Consider the following 16,845-nt stretch of genomic DNA (forward strand, 5'->3'; position numbering starts at 1 on the left):
GACGTGCTCACAGACCGAAGTTCGCCTGCTTGTCCTGCGTCTCGCTCGTGTCGAGCTCGCGCAGCTGGTTCTCCAGGTAGTTGCGCAGACGGTTGCGGTAGTCGCGCTCGAAGTTGCGCAGGCCCTCGATGGTCTTGTCGAGCTCGGCCTTCTTCGTCTCGAGCTCGGCCAGCGTGGTGCGGGACTTCTCCTCGGCCTCGCCGACGATGCGCTTGTGCTCCTCGTTCGCCTCGGTGATGAGGCGGTCGCGCTCGTCCTCGCCGTTCTTGACGTGCTCGTCGTGCAGGCGGTTGGCCAGGGCGATGATGCCGGCGGCGGACTGGTCCGGGGTCTGCGCCGAGGCGGGGACGGGCTCCTCGGCCGCGGCCGAGGGCTCCTCGTCGGCGACGACGGCCTGCGGGGCGGTCTCATCGGCGGCGGAGTCGGGCACCTCGGAGACGAGGGTCTCCTCGTCCTGCTCCTCGGCCTCGACGGCCGGGCCGGCGGCCGCGGCAGGAGCACCGGACTCGAGCTCAGCGATGCGGTTGTGCGCCTCCTCGAGCTCCTTCTTCAGGCGCTCGTTCTCGGAGATCAGTTCCTTCAGGCGGGGTTCGACCTCGTTATCGAGGAAGTTGTCGACCTCGTCCATGTCGTAACCCTCGGAGAACCGGACCGGGGTGAACCGCTGATTCATCAGGTCTTCGGGCATCAGAGCCATGGGTCACCTTTTCGTCATTCGTGAGTCGGTTTGCGCGGTGAGGCGCGGTGCGGACAGCCTAGCGGATCGGCGGCTGACCCCTGCATCGGGGCCGGGAGAATCGCGCACCTCACATCGCCGGGTCGTGATCAGGCCGCGAGGCCTGCGAGGACGCGCAGCACGATCCAACCCACGATCAGGAGGATCATCAGGGACAGGTCCAGGCTCACCGCGCCCAGCCGCACCGGGGGGATCAGACGGCGCAGCAGCTTGACCGGGGGGTCCGTCAGCGTGAAGACCACCTCGAAGAGCACCAGCACCAGTCCCGAGGGGCGGAACTCGCGGGCGTAGCCCTGGATCCACTCGAGCACCAGGCGCGCCAGGAGCAGGAGCAGATAGATCAGGACTGCGAGATAGAGGATCCCGGCGACGAGCTGCACGGGATGCTCAGCTCTGGTTGTAGAAGCTGCCCTCGTCGGCCGAGGAGTCCCCGTCGACCTGGACGAACTCCGGCGACAGCAGGAACACCTTGGAGGTGACGCGCTCGATCGTGCCGCGCAGGCCGAAGACGAGGCCGGCGGAGAAGTCGACCATGCGCTTTGCGTCGCCGTCCTGCATGTCCGAGAGGTTCATGATCACCGGCACGCCGTCACGGAAGGACTCGCCGATCGCCTTGGCGTCGTTGTACGACCTCGGATGGATCGTGGTGATGCGCTGCATCGACTCCTCCACTGCCGGGGCCATCGCGACCACGTTCGAGTGCTGACGGATCGGGGTCACCTGGGCCTCCCGTTCGATGGTGGGCTCGGGCGCCCGCTCGGTGCGGCGGGACGGAGCAGGCTGCTCCTCGCGGTACCGCTCGTCCTCGTAGTACTCGTCGTCGACCTCGTTGGCGAGGCCGAGTGCGACCATGGCGTTGCGCCAGGTTCCCATCGCAGATCTCCCAGTCGTTGTTCGCGCTGACCTGGGCCCCGGGGAAGCACGGGGAGTGCGCGGGAGCCCGTTGACTCGAAAGTACAGCAGGCGATTCGACACGACAGGGACGTCGTCGGCGTGTCGTGCGCGTGTCGCGGCGTGACGTGCGCGTCGTGTCGTGCGCGCCGTCCGGATCCCGGGCGGGGCGGCGGAGCCCGGCCGGGATCTCCCGGGCCCGGTTCAGCCCCTGCGCAGCACCCCGGCGAAGCGACCCGTGACGGCGCTGCGGCGGTAGGAGAAGAAGCGCTCGTCCTCGAGGGTGCAGGGATGGTCGGCGTCGATCGCCTCTGCAGGGACGCCGGCGTCCTGCAGCACGGAGACCGCTCCCGCCCGCAGGTCCAGCGCCGGGGTCCCCCAGCTCGTCCTCGAGGCGGTCACGGGCAGGTGGGCCGCGGCGTCCTCGCGCATCTGCTCCGGCACCTCGTAGCAGGCGCCGCAGATCGATGGGCCGATGCTCGCGGTCACGTCCGCGGGGCGGGCGCCGAGGGCGGCCATCTCCGAGAGGGTCGCCTCGAGCACGCCGTCCAGCAGGCCGCGGCGGCCGGCATGGGCGACGGCGACGACCCCGGCGACCGGGTCGGAGAGCAGCACGGGCAGGCAGTCGGCGACCATGATCGCGAGCGCCACGTCGGTGCGGTCGGTGACGATCGCATCGGCGCGCACGACGGGCCCCGGCTCCCCCGCGGGTCCTGTGCCGCGTCCGGGCCCGGCGTCCTGCGCGGGCAGCACGTGCACATCGGCGGAGTGGACCTGCTCGACGAAGACCAGCGGCGCGCCGATCTCCGCGGCCACCCGCGCCCGGTTCTCCTCGACAGCCTGTGCGTCGTCGCCGACGTGGCGGGCGAGGTTGAGGCCGGCGTGCTCGCCCGTGCTGACCCCTCCGGCACGGCCCGTGCCCTGAGGGGGCTCGTCACTTCAGGAAGGACGGCAGGTCGAGGTCGTCGTCGTCCGCCGGGGGCTCCTCGATGTGCGGCGGGCGGGTGGGCTCGGGGGCCTGGGGCGCCGGCTGCGGGGCGACGTTCTGCTGCTGGCCCGCGTCCTCGACGTCCGCGGCGTCCAGCGCCTCGGTCTCGGGCTCGGGGGCGCTGGGCCGCGACGGGGAGAAGGCCTGCTGCGGCAGGCCCCAGGCGCCCGGGGAGGCGGCGGTCGCGCCGGTGCCCTGGCCGGGGCGCTGCTCGGAGGAGGCGGGCCGCTGCTGCACCGCAGGGCGCTGGGCGGGCTGCTCGGTACGGGCGGCGGGGCGCTGCTGCGGGGTGAGGTCCTGGCGCGGCTGGGGACCGCCGCCCTCGAAGCCCGCGGCGATCACGGTCACGCGGACCTCGTCGCCGAGGGCGTCGTCGATGACGGAGCCGAAGATGATGTTCGCATCCGGGTGCGCGGCCTCCTGGACGAGGCGCGCGGCCTCGGAGACCTCGTACAGGCCCAGGTCGCTGCCGCCCTGGATGGAGAGCAGCACGCCGTAGGCGCCGTCGATCGAGGCCTCGAGCAGCGGGCTGGAGACCGCGAGCTCCGCGGCCTGCAGCGCGCGGTCGTCGCCGCGGGCGGAGCCGATGCCCATCAGGGCGCTGCCCGCGCCCTGCATCACGGACTTCACGTCCGCGAAGTCGAGGTTGATCAGGCCCGGGGTGGTGATCAGGTCCGTGATGCCCTGGACGCCGGAGAGCAGGACCTGGTCCGCGCTCTTGAAGGCGTCGAGCATCGAGACCTGCTTGTCCGCGATGGAGAGCAGGCGGTCGTTGGGGATCACGATGAGGGTGTCGACCTCGGCCTGGAGCGCGGCGATGCCGGACTCGGCCTGGGTCGAGCGGCGGCGGCCCTCGAAGGTGAAGGGGCGGGTGACCACGCCGATGGTCAGGGCGCCGAGGCTGCGGGCGATCTTCGCGACGACGGGCGCGCCGCCCGTGCCGGTGCCGCCGCCCTCGCCGGCGGTCACGAAGACCATGTCGGCCCCGCGCAGGACCTCCTCGATCTCCTCGGCGTGGTCCTCGGCGGCCTTCTTGCCCACCTCGGGGTCGGCGCCGGCGCCGAGACCACGGGTGATCTCCTTGCCGACGTCGAGCTTGACGTCGGCGTCGGACATGAGGAGCGCCTGGGCGTCGGTGTTGATCGCGATGAACTCGACGCCCTTGAGCCCGGACTCGATCATGCGGTTGACGGCGTTGACACCTCCGCCGCCGACGCCGACGACCTTGATGACTGCGAGGGAGATCTGGGTTCCGGCCACGTTTGGTCCTTGCTCTTGGCTCTTGTTGGTCTTCCTGGAGAAGCGCCTGGATCGCGCCTGGTCGCGACCGCTCCTCAACCCTGGACCTCTACTTGAGGTTCGGACTTCGGGGCGCCTCTCCTTTCTCTCGACGCTAAGGAGGAGTGCACGCGCACGCAAACACCGAGGGCGCGTGTCGGGCGCGAGCCGGGCCAATGTCACCGTCCGGTCCGCCCGATCCGTCGGACTGCGGGGTGTCCGCCCGCCCGTCCCCGTCCCGCTCCCGGCGCACGGGGGCCGGCGTCGCAGCGGAGGAGGTCAGCGCGTGACGGGGGCGACCGGGGAGGAGACGTCGATGGTCGTGCCGGGCCGGCCCAGCAGTGCCTGCACCACCTCGGCCTTGAGCTCCGCATCATGCGCATCGCCCCAGACGACCGTCTTGGTGCCGCCCTCCTCGAGGGTGAGGACGAGGGTGACGTCGCTGGTGCTGGAGGCGGAGACCTCCCGGACCGCGCCGCGCAGCGGATCGGGCAGGGAGGCGAGCACCTCGCTCATGGTCGCGGCCGCGCCCTCGGGGTCGGCGGCGCCGCCCTGGACGGTCATCGGCACCAGGGTCGCGGCCTCGGCGGCCGCGGCGGGCAGCTCCTCCCCCGCGGCGTCGACCACGGCGGTGCTGCCGTCGGCGCGGGTGAGCTGCGCGACCGGGGCGGCCTCGGTGACGGTGACGGTCATGCCGTCGGGCCAGGCCCGGTCGACCTCGGCGGAGGCGACGCCCGGAACCTCGGCGGCCCGGTCGGCGATCTCGTCGGTGGGGAGCAGCAGCACGCTGTCGCCGCTGTAGGAGGCGACGGCCTCGCGCACGTCCTCCTCGGCGACGTACCCGGTCCCCTCGACGGTGATGTCGCGGACCTGCAGGGCCGGGAGCATCACGGCGGTGGCGAGGGCGGCGACGAGCACGAGCAGGGTCACGAGGGTGCCGGCGATGATCGCGCGCCGACGCCGGCGCCACGGGCGTCCCGCGACGAGCTCGCGGAAGCGGTCCGCGGCCTGGACCACGCGGCCGCCTCCCGACTCCTCCTCCTGCGTGCGGGGCGGGGCGAGCGGAGCCTCGGGCGCGACGGCGGGTCGTCCGAGGCTGTGGCCCCGGCCCCGGGGTGCGCCCGGCGCCGGGGACGGCGAGGCCGCCGAGTGAGCGGAGGGGGCCGAGTGTGCGCTGCGGGCCGACGCCGCCGGAGCGGCGCTCCGGCCGGTCGGCGCGGCGCGGCCCGGCTGCGCGGCGCCGCCCGACTGCGGGGTGCGACCCGACTGCGGGGGGCGGCCCGACCGTGCGGTCCGCGACGGGCCCCCGCCGGAGCCGGCCCCTCCCGTGGGGCGGGGACGGACCTCGCGGGCGGGGCGCCGTTCGGCGGACTGCTCGGGGCGCTCCGCGGGCGGCGTCGGGCGGACCGTGCCGGGGCGCGGTCGGGGCGTGGTGGGGCGGCGTGCCATCAGGCGCGGTCCCGGGAGTCCGCCTCGAGCGCGGCGAGCAGCGCCGGGGTCGTCTCGACGATGTCGCCGGCGCCCAGCATCAGCAGCATGTCGCCGGGGCGGGCCGCGGCCGGGACCAGGTCGAGGACCTGCGCGTCGGCGTCGAGGGGGATCACGGCCTCGCCCGCGTGGGCGGTGATGGTCCGGGCGGTGGTGGCGGGGTCGGGGTCCTCGCGGGCGCCGTAGACGGGCATCACCCAGGCGAGGTCCGCGGCCTCGAGCACGGCGGCGAAGTCCGCGGCGAAGTCGCGGGTGCGGGAGAAGAGGTGGGGCTGGAAGACGGCGAGGACGCGGCCCGGCGTCTCCTGCGCCTCGACGATCCCGCGGGCGGCGTCCAGGGTCGCGGCGACCTCGCGGGGGTGGTGGGCGTAGTCGTCCACGACGGTCACTCCCCCGGCGGTGCCCGCCACGTCGAAGCGGCGGGAGGCGCCGGTGAAAGTGCCCAGGCCTGCGGCGAGGCGGGCCGGGTCCAGGGACGGGTCCGCGGCGGCGGCCGCGGCGAGGGCGCCGACGGCGTTCAGGACGTTGTGGTGCCCGGTGACGGCGAGGGACAGGGTCAGCGGGCCGTCCGGCCCCTCGAGCTCGACCTCGGCGCCGCGGGCCCCGCTGCGCTCGGCGCGCAGCGTCCACGCAGTGCCCTCTGCGGTGCCGTAGCCCTGGACGGCGACGCCCCGGACCCGGGCCCGTTCGCCGAGCGCGGCGGCACCGGGATCGTCCTCGCAGACGACGAGGGTGCCGCCGGGTCGCAGCCGGTCCACGAGCGCGTCGAAGGCGGCGGTCAGGGTCTCGGCGTCGCCGTGGAAGTCGAGGTGGTCGGGCTCGAGGTTGGTGACGACGATCGAGCGCGGGGCGAAGGCGAGGAAGGAGCCGTCGGACTCGTCGGCCTCCACGACGGCGGGGCTGTCCGGGCCGCTGCCGCCGGGCTGCTCCCCGAAGCCGGCGTTGCGGCCCAGATCGGGCACGGCCGCGCCGAGCGCCCAGGCCGGGTCCTGCCCGGCGCCGCGCAGTGCGGCGACGGCCATGCCGGTGGTGGTGGTCTTGCCGTGGGTGCCGGCGACGGCGATCAGGTCCCGCTCCCCGAGCAGGCCCGCCAGCGCCGCGGCGCGGTGGATGACAGGGATGCCGCGCTCCCGGGCGGCGGCGACCTCGGGGTTGTCGTCGCGCACGGCGGTCGAGACGATGACGAGGTCGCAGTCCTCGGCGAGCAGCGCGGCGTCGAAACCGATCCCGATCCGGGCGCCGGCCTCGCGCAGCGGAGCGATGAACTGGCCGTCCTGGGAGTCCGACCCGCTCACGGCGAGCCCGGCCTCGAGGGCGAGGCGCGCCACGGCGCTCATGCCGGCTCCGCCGATCCGCACCACGTGCACCGAGCGGATGCTCTCCCCCGTCGGCCAGTCCGGCCGGGTGATCACGTCGCCGGGGCGCAGGATCGTGCGGGGTGCGGGGCCGTGAGGGGAGGCGGGAGTCATGGGGTCACGGTATCCGGGCGCTCGGCGCTGCCGGGTCAGGCTCGGCGTGCGACGCCGATCACGACGTCGGCCATCACCTCGGCCGCGTCCGTGATGCCGAAGGCGCGGGCGGCCTCGGCCATCGCGCCGCGCCGCTGGTCGTCCAGCAGCAGCGGCAGCACCTCGCTGCGCAGGTGCTGCGCGTCGAGCTCGGCGTCGGGGACCATCAGCGCGCCGCCGGCGGCGACGACCTCCTCCCCGTTCAGCGCCTGCTCGCCGTTGCCGATCGGGAGCGGGACCAGCACGGCGGGCAGCCCGACGGCGGTGAGCTCGCTGACGGTGCCGGCGCCGGAGCGGGTGAGCGCGAGGTCGGAGGCCGCATAGGCGTCCTCCATGGCGGAGACGTACTCCAGCACCCGGTAGCCGTCCCTCTCGACGAGCCCGTCGGCCTTGCCGCGGCCGGTGATGTGGAGGATCTGCGCGCCGGCGGCGGTGAAAGCCTCGGCGGCCTCGCCGACGGCGGCGTTCAGACGCTGGGCGCCGAGGGACCCGCCGGTGGCCAGCAGCACGGGGCGGGACGGGTCCAGCCCGTAGCCGGCGACGGCCTCCGCGCGGCGGGCGGCGCGGTCGAGATGGGCGATCCCCTCGCGCATGGGCATGCCGATGCGGCGGGCACCGGGGAGGGTGGAGCCGCCGAAGGCGGTGAGCACGGCGGCGGCGCGGCGGGCGCCGAGGCGGTTGGCGAGCCCCGGGCGACGGTTCGCCTCGTGGATCACGACGGGCAGGCGCTGGGCGGCCGCGGCGAGATAGGCGGGCGGGCAGACGTAGCCGCCGTAGCCGGCGACCACGTCGATCCGTCGCTCGCGCAAGAGGGTGCGCACGGCCTTCAGCGTGCCGGCGAAGCGCCCGGGGAAGCGCAGCGCCGCCCCGTTCGGACGGCGCGGGAAGGGGACCTTCTCGATGGTGACGAGCTCGAGCCCGGCGGCCGGGACGAGGTCCGTTTCGAGCCCCTGGGCGGTGCCGAGCACGATGATCTCGGACTCGGGGCTGCGGCGGCGGATCTGCGCGGCGGTGGCCAGCAGCGGGGAGACGTGTCCGGCGCTGCCGCCGCCGGCCAGGAGGATGCGGGGCGGGGTAGGGGTCATCGGGTCCTCCGGGAGGGGCTGGAGGCGCCGCGGCGGCGGCGCGAGGCGGAGCGTCCAGAGCGCGAGGAGCGCCCGGCCTTCGCGGCGCGACCGGCCTTCCCACGGCGTCCGGCCTTCGCGGGGCGGGCGGCGGGGGCGCTGTCGCGCGGGGCGGGCTGGACGCTGACGGAGCGGCGCACCGAACCGAAGCGGGCGCTGATCGCCTCCTGCGCGCCGGGCTCGCGCCGGGCGAAGGAGAGCAGCAGGCCGAGCGCGGTCATCGAGGCGAGCAGGGCCGACCCGCCCGAGGAGATGAACGGCAGGGGCACGCCGATCACGGGCAGCAGACCGGTGACCACCATCATGTTCACGACGGCCTGGCCGAGCAGCCAGGCGCTGATGCCGGCGACGGTGATCTGCATGAAGTGATCCTCGAGCCGAGTGATCATGCGGAACATGATCAGGGCGAGCACGGTGAACAGCGCGAGCACGCCGAGGGTGCCGATCAGGCCGAGCTCCTCGCCGATGATCGCGAAGATGTAGTCGTCCTGGGCGGCGGGCAGACGTCCCCACTTCTGCCGCGACTCCCCGAGCCCGACGCCCCACCAGCCGCCCTCGGCCAGGCCCATCAGGCCCTGGTCCGACTGATAGCAGGAGTCGCCCTCGCAGATCCCGTGGATCCAGTTCGTGATGCGAGCCATGCGGTTGGCGCTGGTGACCGTGAGGAAGATGATGCCGATGACCCCTGCGGCGCCGGCGAGGGCGAACCACCGGCGCGGGATGCCGGCCACCCACATCGCTCCGGCGACCAGCATGGCCATGATCATCATGGTCCCGAGGTCATGCCCGAGCATCACGAGACCGAGTGCCAGGAGGGCGCCGGGCGCCAGCGGGAACAGCAGATGCGCGGGTCGGTGGAGCAGCGGTCGTTTGATCGACAGCAGGGCCCCGAGCCACACGGCGAGCGCGAGCTTGAGGAACTCCGAGGGCTGCAGCGTCTGACCGCCGATCATGATCCAGTTCTGGTTGCCGTCCACCGCCACGCCCAGGCCGGGGACGAAGACGAGGCACTGCAGCATCAGTCCGAGGCCCAGCAGCGGCCAGGCGGCGCGCCGGTAGAAGCCCGGAGGCAGCATCGCGGCGATGATCAGCAGCACGAGCCCCATCCCGGCGAAGGTCCCTTGGCGGACCAGGCCGGCGTAGCCGGAGTTGCCGCGGGAGATGTTCAGGACCGCGGAGGACGACAGCACCATCACCAGGCCGATGCCGACCAGCATCGCGCCGACGACGATCAGGGCGTAGAAGTCCAGCGCCGGCGAGCGCAGCCAGCTGCCGACGCCCTCGCGGACGCGGCCGGAGATGTTCCCCAGGGGCTGGTCCTCGTCGGGGCGGACGACGGAGGTGGAGCGGTCCGCGGGACGGGTGCCGGAGGCGGACGCGCGGGAGTCGGTGCTGCGACGTGCGTCGCGCCGGGTGTCCTCCATCGTCATGCGTGCTCTCCTGGCAGTCGGGTCACGGCCGCGGCGAACAGATCCCCCCGTTCCGCGTAGTCACGGAACTGGTCGATGGAGGCGGCGGCCGGGGCCAGCAGCACCACGTCCCCTGCGGCGGCGAGGGAGCGGGCGGCCTGCACCGCGTCCTCCATCAGCCGGGTGCGCGCGGCGACGTCGTCAGTCTCGCCCGGATCGATGCGCCGGACGGGGACCTCGGGGGCGTGTCGGCTGAGCGCCTCGGTGAAGGGCACGGGGTCCAGGCCCAGCAGCACGACGCCGACCAGGCGGTCTGCGGCGGCGGCGACGAGTGGGCCGAGATCGGCGCCCTTGACGTCGCCGCCGGCGATCCAGACCACGCGCTCGGCCGCCTGGAGGGAGGCCGCGGCGGCGGCGGGGTTGGTGGCCTTGGTGTCGTCGACGAACCCGATGCCGTCGACGGTGGCGAGGTGCTGGGCGCGATGGGCACCCATGCGGTAGGCGCGCAGCCCGTCGCGGACGGCATGGGCCGGGACGCCGTGCGCGCGGGCGAGCGCGGCCGCGGCGAGGGCGTCCAGGAGCACGTGCGGGCCGGCGCCCTGGGGACCCAGGTGCGCGAGGTCGGCGAGGGTGGCGAGCTCGGCGGCGGAGCTGCGGCGCTCGGGGTGGAAGGCGCGGTCGACGAGGATGCCGTCGATGATCCCGAGCTCGGACAGGCCCGGGGCGCCCAGCGAGATGCCGACGGCGCGGGCGCCCTCGACGACGTCCGCTTCCTCGACCAGGTGCAGGGTGGTCTCATCAGCGGTGTTGTAGACGCAGGCGGTGCGGACGCCCTCGAAGATGCGTCCCTTGGCGCGGGCGTACTCCTCGGCGCCGCCGTGCCAGTCGAGGTGGTCGGCGCTCACGTTCAGCACCACCGCGGCCTCGCAGTCCAGGTGCTCGGTCCAGTGCAGCTGGAAGCTGGACAGCTCCAGTGCGAGCACGTCGAAGCCCTCGGGGTCCAGGGCCGCCTCGATCACGGGCAGTCCCACGTTCCCGCAGGCGACGGCGCGCAGGCCCGCGGCGCGCAGGATCGACTCGAGCATGGTGACGGTCGTGGTCTTGCCGTTGGTGCCGGTGATGCCGAGCCAGGCGGGGCCGTCGGCGGCCTGCATGCGGCGGGCGAGCTCGACCTCGCTCCACACGGGGATGCCGCGGGCGGCCGCGGCGGCGAGCAGGGGCTGGTCGGGGCGCCAGCCGGGCGAGGTGACGACGAGGTCGATCTCGCGGTCCTCGGGCAGGGCGCGGGTGTGCTCGGCGCCGAGGCGGAACTCCGCCCCGAGCACCTCGAGGATCCGGGCGCGCTCGCGGATCTCGGGGGTGTCCGCCCCGTCGACGACGAGCACGCGGGCGCCGCGCTGCATGGTCTGGTCGGCGATCGCGTAGCCGGAGACGCCGAAGCCGGTGACGAGGATCCGCAGCCCGGCCACGTCCATCCCCGGCCAGGGGCGCTCCTCGGCGGGGAGGGAGGGGGCGCCGCCCGCCGGGGCGGTCATGAGGCGAGCCTCGGCAGGGCGTCGAGGTAGAACAGGCCCAGGCCCACGCCGGCGAGGATCCCGGCGACGATCCAGAAGCGGACCACGATGGTGACCTCGTTCCAGCCCTTGAGCTCGAAGTGGTGCTGCAGGGGCGCCATCCGGAACACGCGCTTGCCGGTCAGCTTGAAGCTCGTCACCTGGATGATCACGGACAGGGAGATGACCACGAAGAGGCCGCCGATGATCGCGCCGAGGATCTCGGTGCGGGTGACGATGGTCAGGCCGGCGATCGCGCCGCCGAGGGCGAGGGAGCCGGTGTCGCCCATGAAGATCTTCGCGGGCGAGGTGTTCCACCACAGGAAGCCGACGCAGGCGCCGATGATCGCCGCGCACAGCACCGCGATGTCCAGCGGGTCGCGGGTGTCGTAGCAGTGCACCAGTCCCCCGGCGTCGAGGTCGACGCTGCACACCTGCCGCCACTGCCAGAAGCTGATGATCAGGTAGGCGGCGGTGAACAGGATGGTCGCGCCGCTGGCGAGGCCGTCGAGGCCGTCGGTGAGGTTCACGCCGTTGGACCAGGCGGCGACCAGGAAGTTCGCCCAGATCGCGAACAGCAGGAAGCCGACGACCGAGCCGAGGAAGGCGAGGTCGAGCCAGGGGATGTCGCGGACGAAGGAGATGTGCGTGGAGGCGGGAGCGTTGCCGTTCTCGTCGGGGAACAGCAGCGCCATCACGGCGAAGCCGGTCGCGACCAGGAACTGGCCCACCAGCTTGTAGCGGGGGCGCAGGCCCGTGGAGTCCTGCTGGGAGATCTTGAGGTAGTCGTCGAGGAAGCCGACGACGCCGAGGCCCACCATCAGGAAGAGCACCAGCACCACGGAGACGCTCGGCGAGGTCCACAGCACGAGGTGGGTGAGGAAGTAGGCCAGGACCACCGCCAGGATGATCGCGACGCCGCCCATGGTGGGCGTGCCGCGCTTGGTCGCGTGGGAGGTGGGGCCGTCGTCGCGGACGAACTGTCCGTAGCCGCGACGCTCGAGCACCTTGATGAACAGCGGCGTCCCGAAGATGGACATGGCCAGGGCGAGCGCCCCCGCGATGATGATCGCGATCATGCATCGTCTCCCGTCTGGTCGGTCCCGGCGTGCCGGTCGAGCGCCTCCACGAGCGGCTGGGCGAGCCAGCGCAGGCCCGCGTCGCGGGAGGACTTCAGCAGCACCGCGTCACCGGGACGCACGGTCCGTTCTAGCACAGCGAGCGCCTCGTCCACGGTGTCGACGTACTCGGACTCACCGCCGAAGCTGCCCTCGAGGCTCGCCCCGTGATGGATCGGTGCCGCGCCGTCGCCGACGACGTAGAGCTGGGAGATGTTCAGCCGCACCGCCAGGCGGCCGATCTCGTCGTGCAGCAGTGCCGCGTCCGGGCCGAGCTCGAGCATCTCGCCGAGCACCGCGATGGTGCGGCGGGTGCGGCCGAGGTGCGCGAGGGTCTTCAGCGCGTGCCTCATCGAGTCGGGGTTGGCGTTGTAGGCGTCGTTGATGACGAGCGCGCCGCCCGCCTCGAGGACCTCCATGCGATGGCCGGAGGCGAGCGTCGCCCCCTCGAGCGAGGCGGCCGCCGCCGCGGGGTCGACGCCCGCGGCCAGCGCCCCGGTGAGGGCCGCCAGCACGTTCGCGGCCTGGTGCTCGCCGAGCAGGTCGGGGCGGACGGGGAAGGTGCCGGAGGGGATCGGGGTGCCGTCGAGGGCGGTCAGCCCGTCGGGGACGACGAGGTCGAAGCCGATGCGGGCGCGGTCGTCCAGGGTGAGGTCGGTGCCGCGCACCGTCCCCTCGTGGAAGCCCCAGGTGAGGACCGGGGCGGCGGAGCGCTCGGCCATCCCGGCGACGAGCCGGTCCTCGACGTTCAGGATCGCGCGGCCTCCGGGGGCGAGCGCCTCGACCAGCTCGCCCTTGGCCGTCGCGATCGCCTCGACGCTGCCGAACTCGCCGAGATGGGCGGAGCCGACGTTCAGGACGAGCGAGATGTCGGGGCGTGCGATGGCGGTGAGCTGGGCGATGTGGCCGATGCCGCGCGCACCCATCTCCAGCACGAGGAAGCGGGTGGACGCGGTCAGGCGCAGCACGGTCAGCGGCAGGCCGAGCTCGTTGTTGAACGTGCCGGCGGGGGCGATGGTCTCCCCGGCGGGGGTGAGGATCGTGCCGAGCAGGTCCTTGGTGCCGGTCTTGCCGGCGCTGCCGGTGACGGCGAGGACGACGAGCTCGGGGTTCTCGGTGCGGGCGCGCTCGAGCTGGGCGCGGGCGAGATCGGACAGGGCGGTGCGCACGTCGGCGACCTGGACGGCGGGCACGCCGCGGTCCTCGGTGACGAGCGCGGCGGCGGCGCCGGCGGTGCGGGCGGCCTCGAGGTAGTCGTGGCCGTCGACGTGCTCGCCGGGGAAGGCGGCGAACAGGTCGCCGGGTGCCGCCTCGCGGGAGTCGATGCGTGCGGTGCCGGTGACGGTCTCGTCACCGGTCGCGCCGCCCACGAGGGTCCCGCCGGTGATCTCGGCGATCTCCCGTGTCGTGATCTGGAGCATGCTCAGCGTCCTTCGTCCATGTCGTCGGCATCGACCCGTCGGGGCGTCGACCGTGCCGTGTGCAGCGCGTCGCGCAGCCGGAGGCGGTCGTCGAACGGATGGACGATACCCCCGATCTGCTGGCCCGTCTCGGCTCCCTTGCCCGCCACCAGGATGGTGTCGGACACGTCGGCCAGGGAGACGGCCAGCTCGATCGCGGCGCCGCGCCCATCCACCTCGTGGACCTGCGCGTTCGTGTCCTCGGGGATGCCCGCGAGGACCTCGTCGCGGATGCTCGCGGGGTCCTCGGTGCGGGGGTTGTCGTCCGTGACAATGACCACGTCGGCAAGGCGGGCGGCGACCTCGCCCATCCGGGGCCGCTTGGTGCGGTCGCGGTCGCCGCCGGCGCCCATGACGACCACGAGGCGGCGCGTGCCGGGCACGGCGCGCAGGGTGGTCAGGGCCTGTTCGAGGGCGTCGGCGGTGTGGGAGTAGTCCACGATCCCGCGCACGCCGTCGTCGGCGACGAGCTCCATCCGGCCGGGGACGGTGCCCTCGGTCGCGAGGGCCTCCACGACCTCCGGGCCGGAGCGCCCGATCGCGGCGAGCAGCAGCTCGGCGGCGAGGGTGTTGGCGACGTAGTGACGGCCGGGCAGCGCGGCGTGCAGGGTGCGCTCCCCGTCGGGGCCGTGCACGGTGACGGTGCTGCCGTAGCCCTCGGAGTGCGCGGCGACGGCGCGATGGTCCGCCTCGACGCCGGGCAGGGTCGCGTAGGTGGTGACGGGGATCGTCGCCTCGCGGGCGAGGCGGCGGCCCCACTCGTCGTCCACGCAGACGATCCCGCGCCGGGCGTGCTCGGGGGTGAACAGCAGGCGCTTGGCCCTGTAGTACTCCTCCATCGTGCCGTGGAAGTCGAGGTGGTCCTGGGTGAGGTTGGTGAAGCAGGCGACGTCGAAGACCACCTCGTCGGCGCGGTGGAGGACGAGCGCGTGGCTGGAGACCTCCATCGAGGCGACGGCGACCTCGTCCTCGGCCATGCGGGCGAGGATGCCGTGCAGCTCGGGCGCCTCGGGGGTGGTGCGCACGGTCGCCACCGTGTGGTCCGCGCCGCGGGCGTCGCGGTAGCTGGTGCCGCTGGTGCCGATCACCCCGGCGGGGACGCCGAGGGCGAGCAGGGTGCGGGTGATCGCGGTGGTGATCGAGGTCTTGCCGTTGGTGCCGGTCACGCCGACGGTCGCGAGGCGCTCCGCGGGCCGGCCCTGGACCAGGGCGGCGGCGGTCGCGGTGGCCGCACGGGGGTCGGGGACGACGAGGGCGGGCAGGCCCGCCTCGGCGCAGAGCGCGCTGCCGTCCTCGTCGGTCAGGGCGAGGGCGGCGCCCCGCTCGACGGCCTGGGCGGCGAACCGGGCGCCGTGGGTGACCTGGCCGGGCAGCGCGCTCCAGAGATCGCCGGGCTTCACGGCGCGGGAGTCGAGGGTGACGCCGGTCAGGTGCAGGGCGTCATCACCGGGGTCGTGCGGCGCGGCGCCCAGGGCGGAGGCGAGCTCGGCGACGCTCGCGCCGCGGGGGCGGCGCGGGCGGGCAGGCTCGTGCTGGGGCACAGGGGTCTCGCTCATGGGTGTCCTCACCACTCGTTCTCGAGCTGACGGGCGGGCACGCCCGTCGGGGCGATGCCCTGGTTCTGGAGCGTGAAGGTGGTCAGCTCGGAGAAGGCGGGGGCGGCGGCCTTGGAGCCTGAGATGAAGGTGTCCAGGCCGAAGAGGAAGACGCCGATGACGATCTCGGGGTCGTCCGCGGGGGCGAAGCCGATGAAGGAGGCGGTGTAGGTGCCGTCGGGGACCTGGGCGGTGCCGGTCTTGCCGGCGACCGCGTAGCCGCTCACCGCGGCGCTCGAGGTCTCGTCGTCCACGGCGTTGTCCATCAGCGCCTGCATGGTGGCCGCGGTCTCGCTCGAGACGACACGGGTGCTCTCGGGCTCGCCGAGGGGGCGCACCGAGCCGTCGGCCTCCTTGACGCCGGAGATCAGCGAGGGCTGGACGCGCACGCCGTCGTTGGCGAAGGTGCCGACGGCGGAGACCATCTGGAGGGCGTTGACGCTGTAGCCCTGGCCGAAGGAGGTGGTGTAGCGGGTGCGGCCGGTCCAGTCCGAGGCGGGGTGGACGATGCCGGCGGACTCGCCGGGCAGCTCCACGCCGGTCTTCTCCCCCAGCCCGAAGGCGAGGAGGTAGTCGTGGCGCACCTCGGGGGTGAGCGTCTCGGAGATCTGCACGGTGCCGACGTTGGAGCTGTTCTTCAGCACGCCGGCGAGGGTGAGCCGCTGGTCGGGGTGGCTGTGGGAGTCCTTGATGCGCTCGCCCTCGAAGTACTTCTCGTAGGGGATGTCGTACTGGGACTCGGGCGTGACGGTGCCCTCCTCGATCGCGGCGGCGATGGTGAAGAGCTTGCCGGTGGAGCCCGGTTCGAAGACGCTCGAGATCGCGCGGTTGCCGAGGTCCTCGGCATCGGCGTCGCCCGGCGAGTTCGGGTCGTAGGTCGGGGACTCCGCCAGGGCCAGCACCTCGCCGGTGCGGGCGTTGTAGGCCACGGCACTGCCGCCGGTGGCGCCCCACTGCTCGACGGAGCTGGCGATCACCTGCTGCGCCTTCCACTGCAGGTCGCGGTCCAGGGTGAGCACCACGTCGCTGCCGTCGACCGCAGGGGTCGTCTCCTGCTTGCCGGTGGGGATGATCTGCCCCTGGGCGCCGCGCTCGTAGGTGGTCTTGCCGTCGGCGCCGGCGAGCTCGTCGTCGAAGGAGAGCTCGGTGCCGGCCAGGGCCGTGCCGTCGGCGCCGACGAACCCGAGCACGTTGCCCGCCACGGAGCCGGCGGGGTAGATCCGGTCGGCGACCGGGTCGGCTCCGATGCCGGGGATGCCCAGGGCGATCGCGGCGTCCCGCACGGCGGGCTCCACGTTCTTGCGGAGGTAGGCGAAGCCGGCCTCGCCGGTCAGCGCCTCCTCGGTCTCGCTCACGCTCCAGCCGAGCACCGGCGCGAGCTCCTGCGCCGCGGCCTCCACGCCGGTGACCTCGGCGGTCTTCGAGTTCGCGAGGTAGTCGTCGACCTGTGTCTGGTTGACCCAGAGGTCGTAGCGCTGCACGGAGCTGGCCAGCACGGTGCCGTTGCGGTCGGTGATGTCGCCGCGCAGCGCGGGGATCGACCGGGTGACGGTGCGCTGGGCGATCGCCTCCTCGGCCCGGGCGCTCGCGTCCAGGCCCTGCACCCAGACCAGGCGGCCGGAGAGGGCGAGCACGGCGACCAGGACCAGGCTGATCAGGAGGCGATGACGGGTGGAGGGGTCCCCCACGCGGGCCCG

General features: G+C 73.7%; 13 protein-coding genes and 1 pseudogene. All 14 read right to left on the reverse strand.

The window, feature by feature from the left end; genetic code table 11:
* Positions 1–7: 7 nt before the first annotated feature.
* The 14 genes and pseudogenes from DS079_RS01440 to DS079_RS01505 all read right to left on the reverse strand — a co-directional run bounded on the left by DS079_RS01440 (position 8) and on the right by DS079_RS01505 (position 16,836).
* Positions 8–697, reverse strand: coding sequence for a DivIVA domain-containing protein (locus DS079_RS01440; protein WP_126984525.1), 690 nt, complete (start codon positions 695–697; stop codon positions 8–10).
* Between the two features lie 128 nt (positions 698–825).
* Complete coding sequence (locus tag DS079_RS01445) at positions 826–1,116, reverse strand: YggT family protein (RefSeq protein ID WP_126984526.1); 291 nt, start codon at positions 1,114–1,116, stop codon at positions 826–828.
* A gap of 7 nt (positions 1,117–1,123) precedes the next feature.
* Positions 1,124–1,609, reverse strand: coding sequence for a cell division protein SepF (locus DS079_RS01450; protein WP_010551432.1), 486 nt, complete (start codon positions 1,607–1,609; stop codon positions 1,124–1,126).
* A 222-nt stretch (positions 1,610–1,831) separates the two neighbouring features.
* A pseudogene (pgeF, locus tag DS079_RS01455) lies at positions 1,832–2,533 on the reverse strand (peptidoglycan editing factor PgeF); the annotation flags it as partial.
* A gap of 28 nt (positions 2,534–2,561) precedes the next feature.
* Positions 2,562–3,875 (reverse strand): cell division protein FtsZ, encoded by a 1,314-nt coding sequence (gene ftsZ / locus DS079_RS01460; protein WP_126984527.1) that lies wholly within the window; start codon positions 3,873–3,875, stop codon positions 2,562–2,564.
* A gap of 297 nt (positions 3,876–4,172) precedes the next feature.
* Complete coding sequence (locus tag DS079_RS17285; protein ID WP_241237510.1) at positions 4,173–4,910, reverse strand: cell division protein FtsQ/DivIB; 738 nt, start codon at positions 4,908–4,910, stop codon at positions 4,173–4,175.
* 431 nt (positions 4,911–5,341) lie between these two features.
* The gene (gene murC / locus DS079_RS01470; protein WP_126984529.1) at positions 5,342–6,850 is read right to left on the reverse strand and encodes a UDP-N-acetylmuramate--L-alanine ligase; all 1,509 of its coding nucleotides are present in this window, start codon (positions 6,848–6,850) and stop codon (positions 5,342–5,344) included.
* Between the two features lie 35 nt (positions 6,851–6,885).
* A complete protein-coding gene (locus DS079_RS01475) occupies positions 6,886–7,974 on the reverse strand; it encodes a UDP-N-acetylglucosamine--N-acetylmuramyl-(pentapeptide) pyrophosphoryl-undecaprenol N-acetylglucosamine transferase (protein WP_126984530.1) in 1,089 nt (362 codons plus the stop codon).
* Complete coding sequence (gene ftsW / locus DS079_RS01480) at positions 7,971–9,443, reverse strand: putative lipid II flippase FtsW (protein WP_126984531.1); 1,473 nt, start codon at positions 9,441–9,443, stop codon at positions 7,971–7,973. The genes DS079_RS01475 and ftsW overlap by 4 nt, the downstream gene beginning before the upstream one ends.
* A complete protein-coding gene (gene murD / locus DS079_RS01485) occupies positions 9,440–10,957 on the reverse strand; it encodes a UDP-N-acetylmuramoyl-L-alanine--D-glutamate ligase (protein WP_126984532.1) in 1,518 nt (505 codons plus the stop codon). Before murD ends, ftsW begins: the two co-directional genes overlap by 4 nt.
* Positions 10,954–12,054 carry a phospho-N-acetylmuramoyl-pentapeptide-transferase gene (mraY, locus tag DS079_RS01490; RefSeq protein ID WP_062949268.1) on the reverse strand — a complete coding sequence of 367 codons (1,101 nt, stop codon included), beginning with the start codon at positions 12,052–12,054 and terminating at the stop codon, positions 10,954–10,956. Before mraY ends, murD begins: the two co-directional genes overlap by 4 nt.
* The gene (locus DS079_RS01495) at positions 12,051–13,514 is read right to left on the reverse strand and encodes a UDP-N-acetylmuramoyl-tripeptide--D-alanyl-D-alanine ligase (RefSeq protein WP_126984533.1); all 1,464 of its coding nucleotides are present in this window, start codon (positions 13,512–13,514) and stop codon (positions 12,051–12,053) included. The genes mraY and DS079_RS01495 overlap by 4 nt, the downstream gene beginning before the upstream one ends.
* Before the next feature lie 2 nt (positions 13,515–13,516).
* Positions 13,517–15,109, reverse strand: coding sequence for a UDP-N-acetylmuramoyl-L-alanyl-D-glutamate--2,6-diaminopimelate ligase (locus DS079_RS01500; protein WP_126984534.1), 1,593 nt, complete (start codon positions 15,107–15,109; stop codon positions 13,517–13,519).
* A gap of 8 nt (positions 15,110–15,117) precedes the next feature.
* A complete protein-coding gene (locus DS079_RS01505; protein WP_164736062.1) occupies positions 15,118–16,836 on the reverse strand; it encodes a peptidoglycan D,D-transpeptidase FtsI family protein in 1,719 nt (572 codons plus the stop codon).
* Positions 16,837–16,845 lie beyond the last annotated feature (9 nt).

Source organism: Brachybacterium paraconglomeratum (assembly GCF_003994255.1).
Taxonomy (GTDB): Bacteria; Actinomycetota; Actinomycetes; order Actinomycetales; family Dermabacteraceae; genus Brachybacterium; species Brachybacterium conglomeratum.

Coding starts and splice junctions, on each gene's coding strand:
- murC (WP_126984529.1), bottom strand. CDS start 6,850: ATGACTCCCGCCTCCCCTCACGGCCCCGCACCCCGCACGATCCTGCGC.
- DS079_RS01500 (WP_126984534.1), bottom strand. CDS start 15,109: ATGAGCGAGACCCCTGTGCCCCAGCACGAGCCTGCCCGCCCGCGCCGC.
- DS079_RS01440 (WP_126984525.1), bottom strand. CDS start 697: ATGGCTCTGATGCCCGAAGACCTGATGAATCAGCGGTTCACCCCGGTC.
- ftsW (WP_126984531.1), bottom strand. CDS start 9,443: ATGACGATGGAGGACACCCGGCGCGACGCACGTCGCAGCACCGACTCC.
- DS079_RS01475 (WP_126984530.1), bottom strand. CDS start 7,974: ATGACCCCTACCCCGCCCCGCATCCTCCTGGCCGGCGGCGGCAGCGCC.
- DS079_RS01495 (WP_126984533.1), bottom strand. CDS start 13,514: ATGCTCCAGATCACGACACGGGAGATCGCCGAGATCACCGGCGGGACC.
- DS079_RS01450 (WP_010551432.1), bottom strand. CDS start 1,609: ATGGGAACCTGGCGCAACGCCATGGTCGCACTCGGCCTCGCCAACGAG.
- mraY (WP_062949268.1), bottom strand. CDS start 12,054: ATGATCGCGATCATCATCGCGGGGGCGCTCGCCCTGGCCATGTCCATC.
- murD (WP_126984532.1), bottom strand. CDS start 10,957: ATGACCGCCCCGGCGGGCGGCGCCCCCTCCCTCCCCGCCGAGGAGCGC.